The 19,742-nt window shown below is 73.9% G+C and carries 18 protein-coding genes and 1 pseudogene; 8 read left to right on the top strand and 11 right to left on the bottom strand.

Translation table 11 applies throughout. From position 1 onward, the window contains the following. Positions 1-149 precede the first annotated feature (149 nt). A complete protein-coding gene (gene yaaA / locus ACQUSR_RS24190; protein ID WP_431044710.1) occupies positions 150-956 on the top strand; it encodes a peroxide stress protein YaaA in 807 nt (268 codons plus the stop codon). 120 nt (positions 957-1,076) lie between these two features. Then, positions 1,077-1,741: pseudogene (gene eda, locus ACQUSR_RS24185) on the top strand (bifunctional 4-hydroxy-2-oxoglutarate aldolase/2-dehydro-3-deoxy-phosphogluconate aldolase). Between the two features lie 380 nt (positions 1,742-2,121). On the opposite strand, the gene ACQUSR_RS24180 reads toward eda, so the two are convergent. The 3 genes from ACQUSR_RS24180 to ACQUSR_RS24170 are packed head-to-tail and all read right to left on the bottom strand — an operon-like array spanning position 2,122 to position 4,993. Continuing rightward, positions 2,122-3,390 (bottom strand): bifunctional RNase H/acid phosphatase, encoded by a 1,269-nt coding sequence (locus ACQUSR_RS24180; RefSeq protein WP_431044709.1) that lies wholly within the window; start codon positions 3,388-3,390, stop codon positions 2,122-2,124. Next, the gene (locus ACQUSR_RS24175; protein ID WP_431047798.1) at positions 3,387-4,130 is read right to left on the bottom strand and encodes a zinc ribbon domain-containing protein; all 744 of its coding nucleotides are present in this window, start codon (positions 4,128-4,130) and stop codon (positions 3,387-3,389) included. The genes ACQUSR_RS24180 and ACQUSR_RS24175 overlap by 4 nt, the downstream gene beginning before the upstream one ends. Next, the gene (locus tag ACQUSR_RS24170; protein WP_431044708.1) at positions 4,127-4,993 is read right to left on the bottom strand and encodes a Nif3-like dinuclear metal center hexameric protein; all 867 of its coding nucleotides are present in this window, start codon (positions 4,991-4,993) and stop codon (positions 4,127-4,129) included. The genes ACQUSR_RS24175 and ACQUSR_RS24170 overlap by 4 nt, the downstream gene beginning before the upstream one ends. Before the next feature lie 342 nt (positions 4,994-5,335). Between ACQUSR_RS24170 and ACQUSR_RS24165 the strand changes: the two genes are divergently transcribed. Further along, positions 5,336-6,847: a hypothetical protein gene (locus tag ACQUSR_RS24165; protein WP_431044707.1), complete on the top strand. Its 1,512-nt coding sequence runs from the start codon at positions 5,336-5,338 to the stop codon at positions 6,845-6,847. 205 nt (positions 6,848-7,052) lie between these two features. After that, entirely contained in the window at positions 7,053-7,220 is a 168-nt protein-coding gene (locus tag ACQUSR_RS24160) for a hypothetical protein (RefSeq protein WP_431044706.1), read from the top strand. 12 nt (positions 7,221-7,232) lie between these two features. Here the strand turns inward: ACQUSR_RS24160 and ACQUSR_RS24155 are convergent, their stop codons facing one another. The 4 genes from ACQUSR_RS24155 to ACQUSR_RS24140 form a co-directional block, all read right to left on the bottom strand. Further along, the gene (locus tag ACQUSR_RS24155; RefSeq protein WP_431044705.1) at positions 7,233-8,207 is read right to left on the bottom strand and encodes a 3-oxoacyl-ACP reductase; all 975 of its coding nucleotides are present in this window, start codon (positions 8,205-8,207) and stop codon (positions 7,233-7,235) included. A 26-nt stretch (positions 8,208-8,233) separates the two neighbouring features. Continuing rightward, entirely contained in the window at positions 8,234-9,325 is a 1,092-nt protein-coding gene (locus ACQUSR_RS24150; protein ID WP_431044704.1) for an alcohol dehydrogenase catalytic domain-containing protein, read from the bottom strand. Positions 9,326-9,395: 70 nt separating this feature from the next. Then, positions 9,396-10,250: a MaoC/PaaZ C-terminal domain-containing protein gene (locus ACQUSR_RS24145; RefSeq protein WP_431044703.1), complete on the bottom strand. Its 855-nt coding sequence runs from the start codon at positions 10,248-10,250 to the stop codon at positions 9,396-9,398. 329 nt (positions 10,251-10,579) lie between these two features. Further along, the gene (locus ACQUSR_RS24140) at positions 10,580-11,413 is read right to left on the bottom strand and encodes an SDR family NAD(P)-dependent oxidoreductase (protein ID WP_431044702.1); all 834 of its coding nucleotides are present in this window, start codon (positions 11,411-11,413) and stop codon (positions 10,580-10,582) included. A 162-nt stretch (positions 11,414-11,575) separates the two neighbouring features. On the opposite strand from ACQUSR_RS24140, the gene ACQUSR_RS24135 reads away from it, so the two are divergent. The 4 genes from ACQUSR_RS24135 to ACQUSR_RS24120 all read left to right on the top strand — a co-directional run bounded on the left by ACQUSR_RS24135 (position 11,576) and on the right by ACQUSR_RS24120 (position 15,392). Then, positions 11,576-12,217, top strand: coding sequence for a class I SAM-dependent methyltransferase (locus ACQUSR_RS24135; RefSeq protein WP_431044701.1), 642 nt, complete (start codon positions 11,576-11,578; stop codon positions 12,215-12,217). A 67-nt stretch (positions 12,218-12,284) separates the two neighbouring features. Further along, complete coding sequence (locus ACQUSR_RS24130) at positions 12,285-13,223, top strand: N-acetylmuramoyl-L-alanine amidase (RefSeq protein WP_431044700.1); 939 nt, start codon at positions 12,285-12,287, stop codon at positions 13,221-13,223. Between the two features lie 174 nt (positions 13,224-13,397). Continuing rightward, entirely contained in the window at positions 13,398-14,252 is an 855-nt protein-coding gene (locus ACQUSR_RS24125; RefSeq protein ID WP_431044699.1) for a hypothetical protein, read from the top strand. A 129-nt stretch (positions 14,253-14,381) separates the two neighbouring features. Then, positions 14,382-15,392: an LLM class F420-dependent oxidoreductase gene (locus tag ACQUSR_RS24120; protein WP_431044698.1), complete on the top strand. Its 1,011-nt coding sequence runs from the start codon at positions 14,382-14,384 to the stop codon at positions 15,390-15,392. A 74-nt stretch (positions 15,393-15,466) separates the two neighbouring features. On the opposite strand, the gene ACQUSR_RS24115 is transcribed toward ACQUSR_RS24120, so the two are convergent. The 4 genes from ACQUSR_RS24115 to ACQUSR_RS24100 all read right to left on the bottom strand — a co-directional run bounded on the left by ACQUSR_RS24115 (position 15,467) and on the right by ACQUSR_RS24100 (position 19,621). After that, complete coding sequence (locus ACQUSR_RS24115) at positions 15,467-16,279, bottom strand: maleylpyruvate isomerase family mycothiol-dependent enzyme (protein ID WP_431044697.1); 813 nt, start codon at positions 16,277-16,279, stop codon at positions 15,467-15,469. A gap of 99 nt (positions 16,280-16,378) precedes the next feature. Next, positions 16,379-17,461, bottom strand: a complete 1,083-nt coding sequence (locus ACQUSR_RS24110; protein WP_431044696.1) for a prenyltransferase — start codon at positions 17,459-17,461, stop codon at positions 16,379-16,381. Further along, positions 17,458-18,219 carry a methyltransferase domain-containing protein gene (locus ACQUSR_RS24105; RefSeq protein WP_431044695.1) on the bottom strand — a complete coding sequence of 254 codons (762 nt, stop codon included), beginning with the start codon at positions 18,217-18,219 and terminating at the stop codon, positions 17,458-17,460. The genes ACQUSR_RS24110 and ACQUSR_RS24105 overlap by 4 nt, the downstream gene beginning before the upstream one ends. Before the next feature lie 88 nt (positions 18,220-18,307). Then, positions 18,308-19,621, bottom strand: coding sequence for a glycosyltransferase family 4 protein (locus ACQUSR_RS24100; protein ID WP_431044694.1), 1,314 nt, complete (start codon positions 19,619-19,621; stop codon positions 18,308-18,310). Positions 19,622-19,742: the final 121 nt, after the last annotated feature.

Here is a 19,742-nt window from a genome sequence, read left to right as displayed (position 1 = left end):
ACCGGCCGGGGATGGCGGCCGGGGGCGTCTCGGGGGCCGGGCGGGGTTCGGTGGTGGCTCGGGCGAGGGCCTAGGCTGCCCGGGGGCCGTCGGCCCGCGTCCGTACCGTGTGTGAACCCGCGCCCGTACCGTGTGTGAAGGAGTCCAACGTGCTCGTGCTGCTGCCGCCGTCCGAGGGGAAGGCCGCGGAGGGGTCCGGGAGCCCACTCGACCTCGGTTCGCTGTCGCTGCCCGAGCTGGGCGAGGCACGGGCCCGGGTCCTCGACGAACTGGTGTCGCTGTGCACGGGAGACGGGGACCAGGCTGACAAGGCCGCCGAGGTGCTGGGGCTCAGCCAGGGGCTGCGGGGCGAGGTCGGCAAGAACGCCGCGCTCCGCACCGCCGCGACCCGGCCCGCCGGGGAGATCTACACCGGGGTGCTGTACGACGCGCTGGGCCTGGCCACGCTGGACGCCGCCGCGCGGCGGCGGGCCGAGCGGTCGCTGCTGGTGTTCTCGGGCCTGTGGGGCGCGGTGCGGATCGGCGACGCCATCCCGTCCTACCGTTGCTCGATGGGCGTGAAGCTGCCGGGCCTCGGGGCGCTCGGCGCGTACTGGCGGGCGCCGATGGCCGAGGTCCTGCCGGGGGCGGCGGGCCGGGGCCTGGTGCTGGACCTGCGCTCGGCGGCGTACGCGACGGCCTGGCGCCCCAAGGGCGAGGTCGCGGGCCGGACGGCGACGGTACGGGTGCTCCAGTCCAAGATCGTGGACGGCGTGGAGAAGCGGACGGTCGTCAGTCACTTCAACAAGGCCACGAAGGGGCGGCTGGTACGGGATCTGCTGCTGGCCGGCGCGGCTCCGGCCGATCCCGCGGAACTGGTCGACGTGCTGCGCGGACTCGGGTACGCCGTGGAGGCGACCGCTCCGGCGCGGTCGGGTGCGGCCTGGGCGTTGGACGTCGTCGTCACGGAGCTCTGAACCCGTCCGGCAGGCCTCGCGGAGCTCTGAAGCTCGTCCGGCAGGACTCACGGAGCCTGAAGCCCATCCGGCGGGCCTGGCCCTCGCCGCCGCGTTGCACAATGCGCACCGTCCATTGCAGTGAGCGACCGAGGCGCGCAGGATGGCGCCGTGTCCGCCCTCTCTCTCCTCGGCCGCGCCCCCGTCGTCCCGGTCGTCGTCTCGACGACGCCGCTGACGCCGTCCCGCTGGCGCGGGCGCTCGTGGCGGGCGGGCTGCCCGCGATCGAGGTGACCCTGCGCACCCCTGCCGCGCTCGACGGGATCCGGGCCGTCGCCCGGGAGGTGCCCGAAGCGGTCGTCGGCGCGGGTACGGTCCTCTCCCCCGCGCAGGTGGCGTCGGCGGTGGACGCCGGGGCTCGCTTCCTGGTGAGCCCCGGCTGGACGGACCGGCTGCTGGCGGCGATGCGCGCGTCGGGGGTGCCGTTCCTGCCGGGCGTCTCGACGGCTTCCGAGGTGGTGGCGCTGCTCGAGCGCGAGGTGGCTGAGATGAAGTTCTTCCCGGCCGAGGCGGCGGGCGGCACCGCGTATCTGAAGTCGCTCGCCGGGCCGCTGCCGCAGGCCCGGTTCTGCCCGACCGGCGGAATCGGCTCGGCCTCGGCCCCCTCGTACCTCGCGCTGCCGAACGTCGGCTGCGTGGGCGGCACCTGGATGCTGCCCGGCGACGCGATCCGGGCGCGGGACTGGACGCGCGCCGAAGGACTGGCCCGCGCGGCGGCGGCACTGCGGCGCGGCGCCGCCCGCTGAGCCGCGGCTCCGGTCGCTCCCGCCGGTTCCCGCCAACTCCCGCTGGCGCCTGCCGGATTCCGTCGGCACCTGCCGGTTCCCGCCAACTCCCGCCGACGCCTGCCGGATTCCGACAGCTCCGGCCGCGCCTGCCGGATTCCTCCGGTTCCGGCGATTCCGCTGCCGCCGACCGGATCCGCGGCGCCGACCTGATCCACTGGCGCCAACGGATCCACTGGCGGCGGCCTGCTCGGCCTGGCGCCAACCGGATCCACTGGCGGCGGCCGGGACGCGCTGACGCCCGGCTGCGCGACCGTCGGCGGGACGTCGTCCCCGCCAGCGGACACTCAGCCAGGCGTCAGGCTCGTCCGGGCACCAGGCTCATCCGGACGTCAGGCTCGTCAGCGCAAGTGGGACGTGTCGTTCAGCAGTCGCAGGCTGGCGTTGCCGTCCTTGTAGTACGCCACCACCGACAGCGACGCCGCCGCCAGTTCCATCCGGAACAGCGACTCCGGAGGCGCCCCGAGGGCCAGCCGGACCAGCGTCTTCACCGGGGTGACATGCGTGACCACCAGCACCGTCTTGCCCGCGTAGCGCGCGATGAGCTTGTCGCGGGAGAGGGCCACGCGGCGGGCCACCGCGGCGAAGCTCTCGCCGCCGCCGGTCGGGGCGGCCTTCGCCGAGCGGAGCCAGGCGTCCAGGTCGTCCGGGTAGCGCTCCCGTACCTCCGCGAAGGTCAGGCCCTCCCACGCGCCGAAGTCGGTCTCGCGCAGCCCCTCGTCGATCCGGACGTCGAGCCCGAGCCGGGCCGCCACGGTCTCCGCGGTCTCACGGCAGCGCCGGAGCGGTGAGCTGACGACGGCCTGGACGGTGCCGCGCGCGGCGAGGACCGCGGCGGCCTGCTCGGCCTGGCGGCGGCCGGCGGGCGAGAGTTCGGGGTCGGTGCCGCCGCTGCCGGAGAAGCGCTTCTCCGGGGTGAGCGCCGTCTCGCCGTGCCGGAGGAGGACCAGCGTGGCGGGCGCGCCCAGGTCGGCGGGGGCGGCCCAGCCCACCGGCGGGGCCGCGGGCGCCTGCTCGGGTACGTCGGCGGTACCGGCGACGGTTGTCCCGGCGTCCGAGACGGCGGTCGGCACGGCACCGGAAGCGGTTGTCCTGGCGCCGGTGCCTATGCCCGCGGCCCCAGCCGCCGCAGCCGCGCCCGACGCGCTCGTCGCACCCGCCGCGCTCGGCACCGCCGTCCTGGGCCGCCACTGGCCGCCCTTCAGCCCGGCGTCCATCGCCTCGTTGGCGAGTCGGTCCGCGTGCTTGTTCTTCTCGCGCGGGATCCACTCGTACGTCACCTGACCGGCCGGGAAGACGGTCCTCGCCTCCGCCGCCAGCGGCTGCATCGCCGGGTGCTTGATCTTCCAGCGGCCCGACATCTGCTCCACGACGAGCTTGGAGTCCATCCGGACCCGCACCCGCGCCTCCGGGTCGAGGGCGTGGGCGGCGCGCAGCCCCGCGATCAGCCCGCGGTACTCGGCGACGTTGTTGGTGGCCGTGCCGATGTACTCGGCGGCCTCGGCGAGCGGCTCGCCCGTCGCCGGGTCCAGGACGACGGCTCCATAGCCCGCGGGCCCCGGGTTGCCCCGGGACCCGCCGTCCGCCTCGACGACGAACTCCCGCATCACAGCCCCGATTCGGGCGTGCGGACCAGGATGCGGCGGCAGTTCTCGCAGCGCACCACGGCGTCCGGGGCGGCGGCCCGCACCTCGTTGACCTCGGTGATGTTCAGCTCCAGGCGGCAGCCCTCGCAGCGGCGCTGGTAGAGCCGGGCCGCGCCGACGCCGCCCTGCTGCTGGCGGAGCTTGTCGTAGAGCTTCAGCAGGTCGTCGGGGATGGTGCCGGCGATGACCTCGCGCTCCTTGGTGACGGTCGCGGTCTCGGCGTCGAACTCCTCGGCGGCGGCGTCCCGCCGGGCCGTGGCGTCGTCGACCTTCGCCTGGACGGACTCGACCCGGCCGGTCAGCTCGGTGACCCGCTCCTGGACGGACTCGCGGCGCTCCATGACCTCCAGGACGATGTCCTCCAGGTCGCCCTGGCGCTTGGCGAGCGAGACGATCTCGTGCTGGAGGTTCTCCAGGTCCTTGGGCGAGGTGACGGCGCCGGAGTCGAGACGCTTCTGGTCGCGGGCGGCCCGCTGGCGGACCTGGTCCACGTCCTGCTCCGCCTTGGTCTGCTCGCGGGCGGTGTCGCTCTCCTCGGTCTGCGCGGCGACCAGCAGGTCGCGCAGCTGCGTCAGATCGGCGGTCAGGCTCTCGATCTCGGCGTGCTCGGGCAGGGTCCTGCGCTTGTGCGCGAGCTGGGAGAGCCGGACGTCCAGAGCCTGGACGTCGAGGAGGCGGATCTGGTCGGCGGGCGCGGCGTTCAGTGTGGGGCTCCTGGTGTGTGGGTGGGGACAGAGGACACCGCGTGAGCAGTGCGGCCGGTCCAGGGGTCGGTGACCGTACGGGAGACATGCGTGCGCAGGCCCCAGCCGTGCCGGTCGGAGATCTCGTCGAGCTGGGCGGCCGCCTGCTCGGTCCAGGGCCACTCGGTGGCCCAGTGGGCGGCGTCCACCAGCCCGAGCGGGCTGTGCTGGCTGGCCTCGGAGGCGGGGTGGTGGCGCAGGTCGGCGGTGAGGTAGGCGTCGACGCCCGCCGCGCGCACCTCGTCGAAGAGGCTGTCGCCGGATCCGCCGCAGACGGCGACCGTACGGACCTCGCGCTCCGGGTCGCCCGCGAAGCGGATGCCCTGCGCGGTGGCGGGCAGCCGCTCGGCGGCCCGCTGGGCGAACTCGGCGAGCGTATGCGGGACTTCGAGCTCGCAGATACGGCCGAGGCCGCGGCGGCCCGCCGGGTCGCCCGGGTCGGGGACCAGGGGGCCGGTGATCCGCAGATCGAGCGCGCCGGCGAGGGCGTCGGAGACGCCGGGGTCGGCGCGGTCGGCGTTGGTGTGCGCGACGTGCAGGGCGATGTCGTGCTTGATCAGGGTGTGCACGACGCGGCCCTTGAAGGTGTCGGCCGCCACGGTGGTCGTACCGCGCAGATACAGCGGGTGGTGGGTGATCAGCAGGTCGGCGCCGAGCCGGATCGCCTCGTCGGCGACCTCCTGCACCGGGTCGACCGCGAAGAGCACCCGGCCGACCTGGGCCTGCGGGTCGCCGCAGACCGTGCCGACGGCGTCCCACTGCTCCGCCCGCTCGGGGGGCCAGAGAGTGTCGAGCGCGGCGAGGACGTCGATGAGTGCGGGCACGGGTCAGAGGTTACCTCCCGGCCGCCTCCGCTCGCCGCTCACGCCCGCGCCCGCGCACCGCCCGCTGCCCGGGCGGCCCCGGCACCGCCTGACGCCCGGGCGGTGCCCCGGAGTGACCGGAGTGAAACGGGGCCGCCGGGGCAGGCTTACTGTCGGCTCACCGTATTTCGCACTCCCAGGCGCCCCCCGACCCCACCCGAGCGCCTGTGACCACGGGTTTCGCGCGGAGCACAAACGTCGCGCCCACTTCAGGCGAATCGGGCGGTGGCCACCCTTATGTGTGAACACCCGCAACTTGCGTGGTTCGCCTGGAAGTGCGAAAACTACGTTCTGCTGCCGGAGGTGACGTTCACCATGACGGCCTGTGCCATCGAGACCGCCCCGGACAGCAGCGGCGGCCCCACGCGGACGCCGCGCCCGGGACTGACGCCGCGCCCGGGGCTCACGATCACGGCGGACGGATCGTACGCCGCCCGGCTCGCGCTCAGCGGCGCCACCGGTGACCGGTATCCGGAACGCTGGACCCTGGGCGGCCCGGAACCCTACGCGGTGCCCCTGCCCGGTACGCAGCCCGAGGAGCCCGACAGCGAGGTGCAGCCGCTCGCGGACGGGCGGGTGCTCATCCGCCGCCGGGTCGCGGACCGCAACACGCTCTCGCTGCTCTACCCCACCGGGCCGGACACCGGCGAGCGGCCCCTGGGCGCCATCGACTGCGCGGAGGTGTCGCTGCTGCCGCCCACGCCGTGCGGCAGCGTGGCGTTCGCGCTCGGGCACGGCGCGGAGACGACCTCGGTGTGGCTGGTGCACGACGGCGGGGAGCCGCAGCGCGTGGCCGATGTCCCCGGGCGCTGTACGGGCGGGGCCTGGCTGGACCGTACCGGCGGGCTGCTCGCCCTGGACCGCGAACTCGACGGCCGTACGAAGACCGTCGCCGTCGATCTACGGCGCGGCGGCCGGACCACCCCGCTGCTGCAGATCACGGAGGGCAGCGAGGACCGTCTGCTGCTGGCCGACCCCGACAGCGGCCTGCTGCTCGTACGGTCCGACGCACCCGGCGACGAGCGGCTGGGGTGGGGTGTGCTGGGCAGCACGCTTCCGGTGCGGTTCCCGGAGTGCCTGCGGCTGGCGGACGCGGCGGCGACGCCGTTCGCCGTGCAGCCGGGCCAGGTGCTGACGCCCGAGCGGTGTGCGGTGGCCTTCCGCGTCGACGGCGCCGACGGGTCGTGGATCGGGCTGTGGCGCCCCGCCGAACGGCGGTTACGGCGGCTCGCGCCACCCGCCGGATGGCTGGCCGGCGCGGGGCTGTGGACCCGCGAGGGCGAACTGCGGCTGCCGTACGCGACGGAGTCGGTGCCGTGCGGCCTGGCCCGCGCCCGTCGGCAGACTCCGGTCCGCGCGCCTCGGCAGACCCCGGTCCGCGCGGCTCGGCGGACTCTGGTGCGTACGGACCGGCAGACCTCGCTGCGTGTGACTGTGCAGGCCCCGCTGCGTATGGCCGTACAGACCCCGGCGGGTATGGCCGTGCAGGCCCCGCCGGACACGAACCGGCAGGCCCCGGTGCTTACCGACCTGGGCGGCCCGGTGGGTACGGACCGGCAGGCCCCAAGCGCAGGAGCGGCGCCGGCCGTTGGGGTGCGGCAGCCGGGTGGGTGGGACGCCGTCGCCCCGTTCGCCCCCGCGGCGCCGGCCGTCCCGCTGGCGGTACCGGAGGCGGGTGCGGGGCACGGGGAGGCGGCGGGTACGGGAGGTGGTCAAGCGGCGGGTGCGGAGGACGCGCATCCGGCCGTCGCGGAGCCGGTCGGCACAGCACGGCCGGTACCCCTCCAGCAAGCGCCCATGGCTCAGGCCCTATAGCCCGGGCTCGGCACCGGAGCACACTGTGAAGTCGCTTCGCGATCACCCGCGCGGATACACTCCTGCGGGGGGCTGTGCGGCCATACGTTCTGTTCGCCATCGGTGCTGCACCGGTGTGTCACAGGGCTGTCCGATGGCGCGTGACATGCGTCGTGGTGGGCCTCCCGCGCCCAGCAGGACGACCGATGTGACGGAGCGACTTCCCATGTCCGAAGCCCAGGCCGACGCCACCACCGCGACGCGCTCTCAGCAGACGGCCGCGCCGGTGCCCGCGGGAGCGGGACGCCACCGCGGACACCAGGCCGCGTCCGAGGACGCACAGGCGCCCGTCCTCGGCAGGCACCGGCGGCCCGCCCAGACGCGGGTCTCCTGAGGGCGGCCTCCCTCAGCCGCGCGTCAGGCCCAGCACGTCCGCCGCGGCGAACGACTCCCCCGGCGGCCGCGCGTCGTAGTACGGAGTGAGCAGCTCGTCCAGTTCCTCCACGGTGAAGACGTCCTTGGCGGTGTCGAACTTGGCCGCCACCTTGGGCCGTTCCAGCACGGCGACCATTCCGCCGTGGACCACGAACAGCTGGCCGCTGGCCTTCGCCGCCGCGGGCGAGGCGAGATAGCCGACGAGCGGGGCGACGTGCTCGGGCGCGAGCGGGTCCGGCCCGCCCGTCTCCCCCGCCCGGCCCGTCGGAACGGCCGCGAAGACGTCCTCGGTCATCCGGGTGCGGGCGCGCGGGCAGATGGCGTTCGCCGTCACTCCGTAGCGGGCGAGCGCGGCGGCGGTGGAGGTGGTCAGACCCACGATGCCGCCCTTGGCCGCCGCGTAGTTGGGCTGTCCCGGCGATCCGGCCAGGAACGCCTCGGAGGAGGTGTTCACGATTCGGCCGTAGACCGGGCCGCCCGCCTCTTTCGCGCGCTGCCGCCAGTGTGCGGCGGCGAAGCGGATGGTGTTGAAGTGGCCTTTGAGATGGACGCGGATGACGGAGTCCCACTCCTCCTCGGACATCGAGAAGACCATCCGGTCGCGGAGGATGCCCGCGTTGTTGACCAGGATGTCGAGTGCGCCGTAGGTATCGACGGCCAACTCCACCAGGGCGCGGGCCTGCGCGAAGTCGGCCACGTCGCCCGCGTGGGCCAGCGCGCTGCCGCCCGCCGCGCGGATCTCGGCCGCGACCTCCTCGGCGGGCGCGGACGACGCCGCGCCGGAACCGTCGCGCCCGGGCACACCGTGGTCGTTGACGACGACATGGGCGCCCAGCCGGGCCAGTTCGAGCGCCTCCGCGCGGCCGAGGCCGCGTCCGGCGCCGGTGACGATCGCGGTCTTGCCCTGGAGCACGGCCTTTCCTCGCGGCACAGCACCCTGCGACACGGCTTCTCCTCGCACCAGTGCCTCCCTCAGATCTCGATGCAGGTGCGCAACGCCGCACCCGTCCGCATCTGGCCGATCGCGTCGTTGACCTCGGCCAGCCGCACCCGGTGGGTGATCAGCCCCGCCAGGTCGATCCGGCCCGCGCGCCACAGCGCGATGGCCCGCTCATAACTCCGCAGCACGTCCCCGCCGCCGTACAGCGACGGCAGGATGCGCTTCTCGTCGAAGAACAGCTCGAACATGCTGATGCGGAGGAAGTCGTCCAGCGCCCCCGCCCCGACGACGCACAGGGTGCCGCCGCGCCGGGTGGCGTCGTAGGCGGTGCGGGCGGTGGCGGAGGTGCCGACGACCTCGAAGACGTAGTCGAAGCCCTCACCCGCGGTGACCCGGGTGCGGGCGTCGGCCAGCCCGTCGGGGTCGACGGCCTCGGTGGCGCCGAAACGCAGGGCCGCCTGGCGCCGGGACTCGACGGGGTCGACGGCGACGATCTGCGCGGCACCGGCGGCCCTCGCCCCCTGGATGGTGCTGATGCCCACGCCGCCGCAGCCGATGACCGCGACGGACGAACCGGCCTCGACCTTCGCGGTGGTGAGGGCGGCACCGAGGCCGGTGGTCACCCCGCAGCCGATGAGCGCCGCGATGTCGAACGGGACATCGTCGGGGATCGGTACGGCGCAGCCCGCGCCGATCACGATCTCCTCGGCGAAGGTGCCGGTGCCCGCGAAGCCGAAGACGTCGCGGGAGCGCGCCTCACCGCCGGATCGCCTGAAGTTGGGCGTTCCGGCGTTCATGAACCCGGTCAGGCACAGGTGGGTCTGGCCGCGTCGGCAGGCCGGACAGCCGCCGCAGGCGGGCAGCCAGCAGACCAGTACCCGGTCCCCCGGGCTCAGGCCCGTCACTCCGTCGCCGACGTCGACGATCTCGCCCGCGCCCTCGTGGCCGGGGACGAAGGGGACGGGCTGCGGCAGCACCCCGTTCATCGCGGACACATCGGAGTGGCAGAGCCCGGTGGCCCGTATGCGCAGCCTGACCTTGCCGGGGCCGAAGCCCGTGGGCTCCACGTCGTCGAGGACTTCGAGCTTGTCCTGCCCTGTCTCGTGCAGTACGGCTGCGCGCACGGTGCGCTCCTCTCGTACGGATGCCTGCGGATGCGTACGGACCTCACATCACCTGCGTACGGACCTCACATCAGGTGTGCTCGACCACCGTGTCGGCGAGGACCGGCGCGTCGTCCCTCTCCACCGCGGTGACGGACGCCTGCACGCGGCCCTCGTCCCGCCACAGCCGCAGCCGCAGGGTCTCGCCGGGGAAGACGACACCGGCGAACCGGGTGGCGTAGGCGCGGACCCGGGCCACCTCCCCGTCGAGGACGGTGTCCACCACGGCCTTCAGCGCGATGCCGTACGTGCACAGGCCGTGCAGGATCGGCTTGTCGAAGCCCGCGCGCGCGGCGAATCCGGGGTCGGCGTGCAGCGGGTTCCAGTCCCCGGACAGCCGGTACAGCAGGGCCTGGTCCTCGCGGATCGGCCGCAGCAGGGTGTGGTCGGGCTCGCGGGCGGGGAGGTCGAGCCGCTGCGAGGGGCCGCGCTCGCCTCCGAAGCCGCCTTCTCCCTTGACGAAGATCTGGGTGTCGCAGGTCCACAACGGCCCGTCGGCGTCCGCGGCCGCACTGCGCAGCACGATGACCGCCGCCTTGCCCTTGTCGTAGACGGCGGCGACCCTGGAGCTCTGGGTGGCGGCTCCCTTGACTGGGATGGGCCGGTGCAGCTCGACGCGCTGGCCGCCGTGCAGGACGGCGGCCAGGTCGACCTCGATCCCGGGCGCCGACAGCCCGCCCGCGAGGGCCATCCCGCCGCCCGCGACCGTCGCGAAGCTGGGCAGCACGTGGAGCCTGCTCTCCAGGGTGTAGCGGAGCTCGGCCGGATCGGTGGCCGGGACGCCCGCGCCGACGCCGAGGTGGTAGAGCTGGACGTCCTTGTGGTCCCAGGCGATCTCGGTGCTACGGGGGTCGGCCGCGATGGCCTTGGCGGCGTCGATGGGCATCGGGTAGGCGCTCCTTGGCCGGGGGTACGGGTCCGAAGACCCCGGCCCGCCCGTCCGCACCGTCGGCCGTGCCGGGGTCGTGATCGGTCGGCCTGCCCGCGCACAACTGGAACGCGTTCTAGCCGATGGCCCATGTATAGCCCATCACCCCGGGAGTGGGAAGGCTCCTGACGATGCGTCAGTCAGCTGGCGGACGCCGCTGCTCTCCGCGGCCCGGTCGCGGCCTTCCCGTCCCAGTCGGCGTCCTTCTCGTCCCGGTCGCGGCCTGCCCGTCCCGGACCAGCCGCCTCACCACGGGCCAGTCGCCTCGCCATGGACCGGCCGGAGCCTCACGTCCGCAGATACGAGGCTCCGTTGAGGTCCAGCACCGTGCCCGAGCTCCATTGCGCCTGCGGCGAGGCCAGCCACAGCACGGCCGCCGCGACCTCCTCCGGCCGCGCGACCCGGCCGAACGGGCTCTGCCCCTTGATGCCCTCGCCCTCCGCGCCACCCAGCCGGTGGGCGACCCGGTCGGTGTCGATGAAGCCCGGCGCTACCGAGGTGACCGCGATGCCGTGCGGGGCGAGGGCGACCGCCAGGGACTGGCCCAGCGCGTGCACGGCCGCCTTCGTCGCCCCGTAGGCCGGGTGGTCCGGCTCGCCCCGGAAGGCGCCGCGCGAGCCGACGTTGACGATCCGGCCGCCCCCGCCCTGGTCGATCATGCGGCGTGCGGCGAGCTGGCTGAGGTTGGCGGTCGCCACCAGGTTGACCGCGATCTGCCGCTGCCAGACGGCCGTCCACTCCTCGTACGGGGTGTCGGCCGGCGGGTGCGCGGGCGCGGCGGCCGCGGCGTTGTTCACCAGCACGTCGATGCCGCCGAGCGCGTCCGCCGCCGCGTCCACGAGCCCCGCGGTCTCCCCCGCGTCCGCCAGGTCGGCGCTCAGCAGCACGTGCCCGGTGCCCTCCAGCGCGGCGAGGGTGGCCTCGGCCTCGTCCCTGCGGGTGCCGAAGTGGACCGCGACCCGGTCACCGTTGGCCGCGAACGCCCGCGCCACCGCGCGGCCGACCCCGCGTGACGCGCCACTGACGAGCACCCGGCGCCCGGTACCGGGAAAGCCGGTACCAGGGGTCCCGGCGCCAGAGGTCCCGGCGTCGGAGGTCCCGGCGTCAGGGAATGGGTTCATGGCTGCTCTCCCGTCTCTACGGCCGCGGGTGCGGTCCACCCGGCAGCGGCGCGTACGCCATGCCTAGCACTCCGACCGCGGCGGGCCGGACCGGGCCGCCGTCGGGCCGCCGCGGACCGTACGGCAGCATGGGCGCGAGCCGTTGGACCAGGAGGAACAGACATGGCCCCCAAGCCTGAGATCCTCGCCGCTTTCGAGGCGGCGAAGGGCTTCATGCCCGCAGACGAGGGCCTGGCCCTGTACGAGGCGGCGGAGGCGGCCGCCTCGCTCGGGCTGCCGCTGCTGGAGGTCGGCACGTACTGCGGCCGTTCCACGATCCTGCTGGCCGACGCCGCGCGGGCGGCCGGCATCATGGCCGTCACCGTCGACCACCACCGGGGTTCGGAGGAGCAGCAGCCGGGCTGGGAGTACCACGACCCGACCGTCGTCGACCCCGACGTCGGCCTGATGGACACGCTGCCCACGTTCCGCCGCACCCTGCACGCCGCGGGCCTCGAAGAGCACGTGATCGCCATGGTGGGCCGGTCGCCGCGGATCGCGGCCGTCTGGAACACGCCCCTGGGCCTGGTCTTCATCGACGGCGGGCACACCGACGAGCACGCCACCGCCGACTACGAGGGCTGGGCCCCGCATGTCGCGCCTGGCGGACTGCTGGTCATCCACGACGTGTTCGCCGACCCGGCGGACGGCGGCCAGGCCCCGTACCGGATCTACCGCCGCGCCCTGGATTCGGGGGCGTTCACCGAGGTGTCGGCGACGCGCTCGCTGCATGTCCTGCGCCGGGTGCCGGGGACGGCCGTCTGACGGGCACCGGGCCGTGCCACCGATACCCTCACGCGGCCGCGTCGGCGCGGCGACTACCATCGCCCGGGTGTCGAACGGCAGCACTCCCCCCACCACCAGCCGCCTGCGCGGCACCGTCGTCGCCCTGATCGCCCTGGCGCTCGCCTGCGGCGCGGGCTGGCTGGTCTGGTCCACCGTGGGCGACCACGGCGGGCGGGACGACGACGGCGCCCGGCCCGCGGTGAGCCACGGAGCGACGGCTCCGGAGGACGCCGACGGCTCAAACAACTCTGACGACTCGGATGACTCCAGCAACCCGGATGACTCCGACAACTCCGACGCCTCGGGCAAGGGCAGCCTCAAAGGCAAGGTCATCGTGATCGACCCGGGCCACAATCCGCGGAATCGCGAGCACACCGCCAAGATCGCCCGCCTTGTCGATATCGGCACGAACAAGAAGGAATGCGACACCACCGGTGCGGCCACTAATTCCGGTTATGCCGAAGCGTCCTTCACTCTCGACGTCTCACGGCGCGTCCGCGAGATCCTGCAAACGCGCGGCGCGAAAGTGACCTTCACCCAGGACGACGACCGGCCTTACGGCCCGTGCGTGGACGAGCGGGCCGAGATCGGGAACCGTGCGCACGCGGACGCCGCCGTGTCCGTCCACGCGGACGGCTCCGGCACCGGGAACCGCGGCTTCCACGTCATCGCGCCCGCCTCCGTGCGCGGCGGCGAAGCCGACACCTCCGCGATCGTCGCCCCCTCCCACACCCTCGCCCGGCACCTCGTCAGGGAGTTCGGCGAGGCGACCGGCACCGAACCCGCCAACTATCTCGGCGGAGGCACCGGATTGACCGTCCGCGACGATCTCGGCGGACTCAACCTCTCCACGATTCCCAAAGTGTTCATCGAGTGTGGCAATATGCGCGACCCGAAGGACGCGAAGCTGATCACCGACGCGGCGTGGCGCCAGCGGGCGGCGCAAGGGATCGCGCAGGGCATTACGGACTTCTTGCGGGGGTAGGGCGGGCCATTACGTCCGCGGTGCGAAACGGCACCGTAACGGGGAGATACCGAGAGGACGACCCGGCGGGTCCGCCGAAAGATTCCCCCGTACGATGGAGCCACCCCCGCGCCAAGCACCTCGTGTACCGGCGACAGCAACCCGATAACCAACGAGACGACTAAGGACCAAACGTTGAACATCCGCTCTCTCACTCGAGGCGACGGCGTGGTGATCGGAGCAGCGGTGTTGCTGTTCATCGCCTCGTTCCTTGATGTCTTCGCGATTGACGACGCACCGGACAGCATGGATCTCACGACCGCGTGGGACAGCGGACCGCTGCTCTTCAGCGTCACCCTGGCAGGGATCATCGGCGCCGCCTGCATCGTCCTGGGCCGCGGGCTGCCGCAGGCTCCCAAGGTCGCGGGCATCGACCTCGCCACTCTCGGCACCGCCTTCACCGTCTTCGCCGCGTGGAGCGCGCTCGGGCAGATCTTCGACCCGTCGGGCGGCGTGAACAACCTGCAGGGCGCCGGCGACGGCCTGGACGCGGGCATCGGTCTCATCCTCTCCCTGATCGCCACCCTGGCCATGGCCGGCGGCGCTATCGCCTCCCTGATGGTCCCCGCCCTCAAGGCCCCGCTCCTCGGCGCCGGCGGCCCCGCCCCCGCCCCCCAGCCCTACGGCGGCCCCGCCGCCCCGCAGCAGGGCGGCTACGGCTACCCGAACGCGCAGCAGGGCGCCCCGTCCCCGTTCGCCCAGCAGCAGCCGCAGCCCTTCGGCGGCCAGCCGGCGCAGCCCGGTCCGGGTGCCGGTGCCGCGCAGCCCGCTCCGGCGGCCGGTGGCTCCGCGGACTTCGCGCCGTTCTGGTTCGCGGTTCCGGTGGCCCGCCCGCTGTACGCCGAGGACGGCTCCTCCACGACCATCGCGGAGCTGGCCCCGGGCACCTGGTACCTGGCGGTGGAGCAGCGCGGTCAGGCGCTCGTCGCCCAGACCCAGGACGGCCGTCGCGGTGTGCTCCAGGACACCACAGGCATCCAGCGCGGCTGATCACCTCATAGCGCAGCCCCGGCCCCTCGTCCGATCGCGGACGAGGGGCCGTTGCCATTCCCGCGCCGGGTCCGTACAGTCCGTACCCCCTTAGCTGACGTACCGTCACATCTTTGCGGAGGCAGCGGCATGCGGCTCGGCCTGGCGCTCGGATACTGGGGGCGCGGCCCCGACCCGCGCCATCTCCAACTGGCCCTGTACGCCGAGGAACTCGGCTATCACTCCGTATGGACCGCCGAGTCCTGGGGGTCCGACGCGTTCACCCCGCTCACCTGGATCGCCGCCCGGACCACCCGGATCCGGCTTGGTACGGCGGTCGCGCAGATGGCCGCGCGCACCCCGACCGCGACGGCGATGCACGCCCTCACCCTGGACCATCTCAGCGGCGGCCGGCTCATGCTCGGGCTGGGGCTGTCCGGGCCGCAGGTCGTCGAGGGCTGGTACGGGCGGCCGTTCCCGGCGAGTCCGCTGACCGCGACCCGGGAGTACGTCGACGTGGTACGGCAGGTGCTGCGCCGTCAGGGCCCGGTGCGGCTGGACGGCCGCTTCCACACCCATCCGTACGCGGGCGAGGACGGCACCGGGCTCGGCCGGCCGCTCAAGCCGATCACGCACCCGCTCCGTTCCGACCTGCCCGTCCTCCTGGGGGCGGAGGGGCCCAAGAACATCGCGCAGACGGCGCGGATCGCGGACGGCTGGCTGCCGCTGTACTGGTCGCCGTATCGCGCGGACCTCCACGAGGCGGCGCTGGCGGCCGCGCCCGACGGCTTCCTCGTCGCGCCCCTGGCCCAGGCGCGGCTCTGCGCCGACGTCGCGGAAGGGCTGCGGCCCGTCAAGGCGATGCTCGGCTTCTACATCGGCGGCATGGGGCACACCGCCCGGAACTTCCACGCCGATCTGATGGCCCGGATGGGCTTCGAGGACGAGGCCCGGCGCATCCAGCGGCTGTTCCGGGAGGGCCGCCGCGCGGAGGCCGTGGACGCGGTGCCGGACGTCTTCGCCGACGAGATCTCGCTGGTCGGGCCGCGGGAGCGGATCGCGGAGCGGCTGGCGCTGTGGCGTGCGGGCCCGGTGACGGACCTCCTGGTCACCGCCCCGGACCCGGACACACTGCGGGTGCTCGCCGAACTCAACCACTGACGCTCAGCTGCCACTGATGCTCAGCTGCTACTGACGGCTCCGCTGCTGACGCCGCCCCGGACCCGCGCCGCCCGTCAGCCGAAGCTGACGTTCTCCATCCACACGGCGAGCACCTCGGCATCGCCCAGCACCTCGACGCGGTCGCTGTCCGCGGGGAGCCGCCGGAAGAACACGCGCAGCAGATCGGCCATGGGTCCGCGCAGCGCGACCGTGGCCTTCTCGTGCGACCGGCTCCAGGCGAACCCCTCGCCGTCCAGCGCGATCGTCCACTCGGCGGCCGTCTCCGGGGCTGCGTCGGTGGCGTGGAGGTGGATGCTGCCGCCGGCGGCGGCGCGCAGCCCGGACAGCCGCGGGGAGATCACGGGGCCCGCCGGGCCGCCCAGGATCTCCAGCCATTCGTCGACCGCGTCGGCCGCCACCTCCGGGTCGACGGCGAACTCCCGTCCCGCGGCGAGCGCGCCGTCCGCCCGGTGCACCAGCGTCTCGTGGGTCATCCGGCGGGCCCAGAAGCCTGCGGTGCCCGCCGGGGTCCAGGTCCACACCAGGGTGTCGGGGCCCGCGGCGCGCAGCGTCTCGGTCAACAGCGCGGCGCCCTCGGCCAGCCAGGCGTCCAGGGCCGCCGGGTCGGCGTCGCCGGGCCCGGGCGTCCCCGGGACCTCGTCCGGCGGTACGAACGCCGTGGCGCGGGTGCGCACTATGGTCTCCGCCCAGCGGTGCGCGCCGCCCACATGGCGGGCCAGGTCGGCGAGGCTCCAGTCCGGGCAGGTGGGAACGGTCACCGACAGATCGGCACCGGCCAGGTCGGCGCGCAACTGGTCGGTCTGCGCCAGGATTTCGGCGCAGTAGCGGTCGTGGCCCAAACGGCGGTCAGGTCCCTGGAAGGTCATGGCCGCAAGCGTAGGCGCTGCCACTGACAACCCGTCGGCGCGGGGCCGCGGGGAACGCACGTCCGGGGCAGCGCCGGCGGCGGCCGGTGAGCCCCGGAGCTAGCAGCAGCCCGACTCCAGGCCCGTCGGCAGCCGTTCCCCGCCGAAGACCGCCGTGGTCGCCTCGTCCCCGCCGAGCGCCGCGACCGCCAGCAGCAGTGAGCCGGCCGTCCACGTCGTGCGCTCCTCGGGCCAGACGGCGCCGTCGTCGAAGACGTACCCCGTCCAGTACATCCCGTCCTCGGCGCGCAGATGCGGCTGGATCCACTGGAGGATGTCGACCGCGCGGTCCGACTCGCCCATCGCCCACAGCGCGAGCGCGAGTTCGCAGCTCTCGCCGCCGGTCACCCAGGGGTTGGGGATGACGCAGCGCACGCCCAGGCCGGGGACGACGAAGCGCTCCCAGCCCTCCTCTATGCGGTGCTTGGCCGCGGCGCCGGTGAGGGCTCCGCCGAGCACGGGGTAGTACCAGTCCATGGAGTAGCGGTCCTTGGCCAGGAACCGCTCGGGGTGGTGGCGGATGGCGTGGGCGAGCAGTCCGGTGGAGACCTCCCAGTCGGGCTGGGGTTCCTCTCGGTGCTCGGCGATGGCCAGGGCGCAGCGCAGCGCCTGGTGGATGGAGGAACTGCCGGTCAGCAGCGCGTCGGTGTCGGCGCCGCCGTCCGCGTTGCGCCGCCAGCCGATCTGACCGCCGGGCTGCTGGAGGGCCAGGACGAACTCGACGGCGGCGACGATGGTCGGCCACATGTGGTCGAGGAAGGCGTCGTCGCCGGTGGAGAGGTAGTGGTGCCAGACGCCGACGGCGATGTACGCGCAGAAGTTGGTCTCGCGGCCGCTGTCGGTGGGGTGGGCGGCGTCGACGCCGTCCGGGGTGTCGGGGTACGCCGCGTACCAGGAGCCGTCGGGGTTCTGGTGGGCGGCGAGCCAGCGGTAGGCGGCCTCGGCGCGCTCGTGCTCACCGGCGGCGTCGAGGGCCATGGCGGCCTCGATGTGGTCCCAGGGGTCGAGGTGGTGGCCGCGGAACCACGGTATGGCACCGTCGGCGCGCTGTACGGACGCTATGCCCGCGACCGTGCGGGCGGCCTGGTCGGCGGTGAGGACGCCGGGCAGGACGAGGCGTTCGGTACGGCCCGGCGTCGTCATGCCCCCGCCCGACCGGTCGCGTCGGCCGCGGTGTCCCGCGCGGGCAGGTGCGGCTTGGTGGCGTAGGCCACGAAGCTCTTGCCGATCAGCGGGTTGAGCGCCTGCTCGGCGAGCCGGGTGGCCAGCGGCTTCTTCATGATGTCCCAGACCAGCAGCTTGTGGTACGCGCGGACGGGCAGGGCCTTGTCGTTGTCCACGCCGAAGGCGCACTTGAGCCACCAGTACGGCGAGTGGAGGGCGTGCGCGTGGTGGGTGCCATAGGGGCGCAGTCCGGCCTCCCGCATCTTGGCGAGCAGCTCCTCGGCTCGGTAGATGCGGATGTGTCCGCCTTCGACCTCGTGGTAGGCGTCCGACAGCGTCCAGCAGACCTTCTCCGGGCCGTAGCGCGGCACGGTGACGGCCAGTCGGCCGCCCGGCCTGAGTACCCGGACCATCTCGGCGAGCACGCCCTTGTCGTCCGGGATGTGCTCCATCACCTCGGAGATGATCACGACGTCGAAGCTGTCGTCGGGGAAGGGCAGGGCGAGCGCGTCGCCCTCCATGGCGGTGGCGGTGGCGCCCTCGGGGGCCTCACCGGCCTCCTTCATGGCGGCGAACCACTTGGCGACCTCTCGTATCTCGTCGCCGTTGCGGTCGAGCGCGACGACGTGCGCGCCGCGCCGGTAGCACTCGAAGGCGTGCCGCCCCGCGCCGCACCCCAGGTCGAGGACGCGGTCGCCGGGGGCGAGCGGGAAGCGGGAGAAGTCGACGGTCAGCAAGGGGGTCTGCTTTCGTCCGGCGGATCGGGCGGTTCGGGAGAGGGCGGGCGGCTGGAACGATACGGCGGGGCGCGGTCCCTCCGTAAGGTCAGGTGAGCTGCCGTGGCGGGGCGGTGGCCGGTCGCGGCGTCCCGGCGCGGGCGGTGGTGCGCCGCGCCTCGATGGCGGCGCGGTAGTGCTCGGCGGTGCCCCGGGCGGCCTGCTCCCAGGTGAAGCGGGCGAGGACGCGTTCCCGGCCAGCCGCGCCGAGTCTGCGCCGCAGGTCGGCGTCGCCCAGCAGCCGGCCGAGCGCGGTGGCCAGCGCGTCCGCGTCGCCGGGCCGTACCGCCAGGCAGGTCTCGCCGTCGGGGCCCGCGACCTCGGGGATGGCACCGCCGGTGGTGGCGACCAGCGGCGTGCCGGTGGCCATGGCCTCCGCCGCCGGGAGCGAGAAGCCCTCGTAGAGGGAGGGGACGCAGGAGACCTGGGCGCCGCGGACGAGGTCGACGAGTTCGGCGTCGCTGATGCCCTTGACGAACTGGACGGCGTCGTCGAGTCCGTGCCGGCTGATGGCGCCCGCCACGGGGCCCTTCTCGGGCCGCTTGCCGACGACGACGAGGTGGGCGTCGGGCCGCTCGGCACGGACCTTGGCGAGCGCTTCGACCAGGTGGACCAGCCCCTTGAGCGGGACGTCGGCGCTGGAGGTGGTGACGATCCTGCCCGGTATCTCGGGGACGGTGGGGTCCGGGGAGAACAGCCGGGTGTCGGCGCCGATGGGGACGACGTGGATCCGGTCCGGGCGCACGCCGAGGTCTTCCACGATCTCCTGGCGGGAGGAGCCGGAGACGGTGAGCACCGAGGGCAGCCGGGTGGCGACCCGCTTCTGCATGCGGGTGAAGCCGTACCAGCGGCGCACGGACAGGCGCCGCTTCCAGGTGGCGGCGGCGTCGAGCTCCAGCCGGCGGTCCACGGTGATGGGGTGGTGGATCGTGGTGACGAGCGGGAAGCCGATCCGGTCCAGGCCGAGCAGCCCGTAGCCGAGGGTCTGGTTGTCGTGGACGACGTCGAACTCACCGCGCCGGGCGGCCAGATGGCGGCGGGCGCGGAGGCTGAAGGTCAGCGGCTCGGGGAAGCCACCGGTCCACATGGTGCCGACCTCGAGGGCGTCGACCCAGTCGCGGTACTCGTCCCGCCGCGGGGTGCGGAAGGGGTCGGGCTGCCGGTAGAGGTCGAGGCTGGGCAGCTCGGTGAGGGTTACGCCGTCGTCGAGGACGGGATACGGCTGCGCGCCGATGACCTCCACCGTGTGGCCGAGCCGCGCCAGCTCGCGCGACAGATGGCGTACGTAGACGCCCTGGCCACCGCAGAACGGGTTCCCTTTGTAGGTGAGCAGCGCGATGCGCAGCGGCCTGTCGCCGGTCACTCGCGGCCCCCTTCTCGGTGCAGTTCAGCGGGAGCGTATCCGCAAGCAAACGGCTAGAACAAGTTTCACTTACGGATCGCCGGAGAAGTCTCGAAGATACCTGCCCATGACACCTTCCCTC

It is taken from the genome of Streptomyces sp. P1-3 (assembly GCF_050613155.1).
GTDB lineage: Bacteria > Actinomycetota > Actinomycetes > Streptomycetales > Streptomycetaceae > Streptomyces.
Note: the sequence above shows the minus strand (reverse complement) of the source record. Positions and strands in the feature narration are given on the sequence as shown.

Bases quoted from the DNA above. Each gene is read 5' to 3' on its own strand.
- ACQUSR_RS24135 (WP_431044701.1), top strand. From the start codon at position 11,576: ATGGCCCCCAAGCCTGAGATCCTCGCCGCTTTCGAGGCGGCGAAGGGC.
- ACQUSR_RS24160 (WP_431044706.1), top strand. From the start codon at position 7,053: ATGTCCGAAGCCCAGGCCGACGCCACCACCGCGACGCGCTCTCAGCAG.
- ACQUSR_RS24145 (WP_431044703.1), bottom strand. From the start codon at position 10,250: ATGCCCATCGACGCCGCCAAGGCCATCGCGGCCGACCCCCGTAGCACC.
- ACQUSR_RS24115 (WP_431044697.1), bottom strand. From the start codon at position 16,279: ATGACCTTCCAGGGACCTGACCGCCGTTTGGGCCACGACCGCTACTGC.
- ACQUSR_RS24120 (WP_431044698.1), top strand. From the start codon at position 14,382: ATGCGGCTCGGCCTGGCGCTCGGATACTGGGGGCGCGGCCCCGACCCG.
- ACQUSR_RS24110 (WP_431044696.1), bottom strand. From the start codon at position 17,461: ATGACGACGCCGGGCCGTACCGAACGCCTCGTCCTGCCCGGCGTCCTC.
- ACQUSR_RS24140 (WP_431044702.1), bottom strand. From the start codon at position 11,413: ATGAACCCATTCCCTGACGCCGGGACCTCCGACGCCGGGACCTCTGGC.